This is a genomic window from Xanthovirga aplysinae, from assembly GCF_009711365.1.
GTDB lineage: Bacteria > Bacteroidota > Bacteroidia > Cytophagales > Cyclobacteriaceae > Xanthovirga > Xanthovirga aplysinae.
This window is the reverse complement of sequence record NZ_SMMB01000672.1, coordinates 1-3202: the sequence shown is the minus strand read 5'-3', so window position 1 is coordinate 3202 and position 3202 is coordinate 1. Positions and strand designations below refer to the sequence as shown.

Annotated in this window: 3 protein-coding genes; 2 read left to right on the top strand and 1 reads right to left on the bottom strand. The window is 34.4% G+C overall.

Annotation, left to right across the window (positions count from 1 at the left end):
* The coding region (locus tag E1171_RS23595; protein WP_187696240.1) for a hypothetical protein at positions 1–278 on the top strand (278 nt) is incomplete at its 5' end.
* 291 nt (positions 279–569) lie between these two features.
* Entirely contained in the window at positions 570–869 is a 300-nt protein-coding gene (gene trxA, locus E1171_RS03990) for a thioredoxin (RefSeq protein WP_155204329.1), read from the top strand.
* A gap of 219 nt (positions 870–1088) precedes the next feature.
* Here trxA and E1171_RS03985 read toward each other — a convergent pair whose 3' ends face one another.
* The gene (locus E1171_RS03985; RefSeq protein ID WP_155204327.1) at positions 1089–2906 is read right to left on the bottom strand and encodes a hypothetical protein; all 1818 of its coding nucleotides are present in this window, start codon (positions 2904–2906) and stop codon (positions 1089–1091) included.
* Positions 2907–3202 lie beyond the last annotated feature (296 nt).

Here is a 3202-nt window from a genome sequence, read left to right as displayed (position 1 = left end):
AAAAAAAATGGTCTTGGCTTAGAATCTTTCAGTTACTTCTTGGACTAGTTTTCCTCTTCAGTTCCATTTATGAATCTCATTGGGTAGGCTACGTAGTAGGAGGCTTCCTACTGTTTGAGGCCATAAAAGGTCTTTCATCTGGTGAAACTCCAATGAAGCAACCCAAATACAAAGAGGAAGATGAGGAAATACAGGCCTCTTCCAGCTTATTAAATATACAAACCTTTTCGAAAGACTCAGGCATCAAACATGGCCTTACAAATAAAAATGATTCATAAGGGTGAGAAACCACCTTACGATTCCATTTTACAAAGGAAAAACTTAAAATAAATAACTAGTTTATAGTAAATAAAGAAATAAAAAGGATCATCATCAGGCTTTAACCCAAAATAAAAATTAAATAAATAGGTACTCCTCTTTGTGACAATGAATGATGAATAATAATTAAGGAACATAGGGGTTTGATAAACTTCCTAAAATCTTTAAAATATAAAAATGCCAACAACCTCACTTAAGGAAGTGGCATTACTCCTTGGACAGGGAAAAAATAGAAATTGAAAGGTTTACTGATGACAAGTTTTAATGAACTCATTAATTCCAACACTCCGGTATTAGTAGATTTTACTGCCGACTGGTGTGGCCCTTGCCAAATGATGACCCCCGTATTGCAAGAAATAGCAGGAGAAATCGGGGAAAAGGCAAAGATCATAAAAGTGGACGTGGACAAAAATCCACAAGCTGCTGATGCTTTTGAAGTAAGGGGAGTGCCTACATTTATTTTATTTAAAAAAGGAGAAATAAAGTGGAGACATTCCGGGGCTGTACCTGGTATACAACTAAAAGAGGTAATTGAAGCGCATTGCAGCTAAAATAAAAGGATTATTAACTGACATAATAATCCTCTTTACTTTTTGCCGATAAAACTCACATTTTTTGGCCAAATTTAATGTTGTTTCTTTTTAAAGGTTAAAAATAATTTTTGTGATGGCGACATTGATTTCCGGCGTGGAGTCACCAGGTAAGATTTTAATTCAAACCACACAGAAAATTTTTAAATGCTGTCCCAATTGATCAATTAATCCTAACCTCTACAAAAAGGTTCCATTGGCTTCTAAGTATTCTATTACTCTTCGATATTCATGATCAGAATTTATAGAACGTACTACTTTTTTATAAGCATATTCAACATCTTTATCACCTTTAGGAATCATATTACTTACTTTTAGCAAGACTTCTGCCTTTTCAGTATTGGAAGCAATTAACAAACTTACATCCAAGAAGGCGATTAAGGCAGATTTATTAAGTCTTACCTTGGAGGCTAATTCTCTAAGGGCAGCGCTCTGTTCCGAATTTCCAGAAATTGCTATTACTGTCTGTAAATACCCTTCGATGGACTTCAGATCTTCATCTTCAATCACCTCGGCAGTCTTCATTAGAACTTTCAATTTTTCCTTATTCGAAGACATCTGCTGAAGTGACCTAAAATATTCAACCTTATGAGGTTCCTCTAATTTAGTTGTTTGAACCAGATGGATCATCACTTCTGCTTTTCGGCTACTATTACTAATACTATTCACCGCATCATAAAAACTTTCCAGTGTCTGATTGGTCACCTTTATTTTTTTGATGGCCAGGAACAATGAATTAACTTTTCCTCCATCGGAAGACATCTGACTTATGACTTCAAATAATTGTGATTGGGCAAACACATCCAATTTTCTTTTCATAAGTAGATCTTTAAGCAAATTACCTTGCTCCACATCATTTCCAAAACTGATAATCACATCAAAAAATGCAAGAACAAACTGAGGGTCAACATTAAATGCCGGAATCACTTCTTTTAGTACTTGATATTTTTCACTGTCAGAATTAATCCTTCGCGCACTTTTTAAATACCGTTTCATACATTCCCCTCCCAAATATTGATTACGTTCCAAAAGGTTTCGCATCACATAGGCCCTATCTTTGTCACTATTCATTCCATCAAGTATTCTAAAATAACCTTCGCATGATTCTGCTTCATCAATGAATATATTGTTTACCTTAATTAATGTTTCTACCTTTTCCTTTGATGAGGCTAATCTTTGAATAGAGGCCAATAGCTCTCTAAAAACTTCTGTATTGAATTTATATTCCTTCAACAAATGATTCAGCACCCTCTTTCTTTCATAATCTGAGCCTATGCCAAACAGGCAATTAAAATATGCCTTGGCCCGATGTTCATTCCTCATAAATATGCCGCTGTGCTTTTCCAATAAATAAGCTCGTCGGGTATCTGTATCTATGGAAGTGGAGATTACTTCTGTAATATGAGAGAGTTCCGGATCGCTCATTTCCGTTTTATTTAATAAATAATCTAAATACTGAGTTTTTACACCAATCTCTGGTATATAACTTACTTCATGAAGTACAGCTGTCACTTTTCCACGTTGGTAAAGTCGGTCCACTCTAGCTTTTGCATCAATACCGGTGGTCCTTAGCACTTCCAATAATACTTCCTCCAACCATTCTCTACCTTCAGGCTCAAACTTTAACTTCTTTCGGCCCTCATAATATCTCCTGGTAAGACTCCCATCCAGATTTCCTCTGATTTCCACTCTTTTGCTTTCACCAAAATTCTTTCGACCAATAATCAGAAAGCCTCCCGATGAGATTTCCCAAATATCCCGATCATCTTCTGTCACTGTGATTTTTCCTTTAAAATCTACCTCAAAATTTGAAAAGCTTAGGGAGTTTCTACTAGTATCTGCTGTAAGTAAAAAATTGTCATTACTACCATTCAGAATATCCGAATTAAGAAAGGGAGGCACAGAAACTCCTTTGTAAGGAATAAAGATCAACATAGGTAGTAAGAGTACAACAAATGCGAATTTTCTTAGGAATAGGTAAGATAATACTGCTTTCATTTTTGATAAATATTTTACGAAATAGGGGAATGATTACTAAGGGTAATATGAGGTGTTCGCTGAAAACCTTTCAAGTTTTCCAGCGGGATTAAATTTTAAGCGTGGTCTTCAATAATTGGATAATAAAAGGAATAATGAAATTAATGAGGATTATTTTGGGGGAGAGATTTTCCTTTTTATATCAGTGATTAAATGTACTTAAATATATAAAAATAAATTTTTAAATCTTATTCAATTTCGAATGATTTTTTGAATTATTATAAGAATTTATTTATTCCTTTTGCCTAGACCATTAT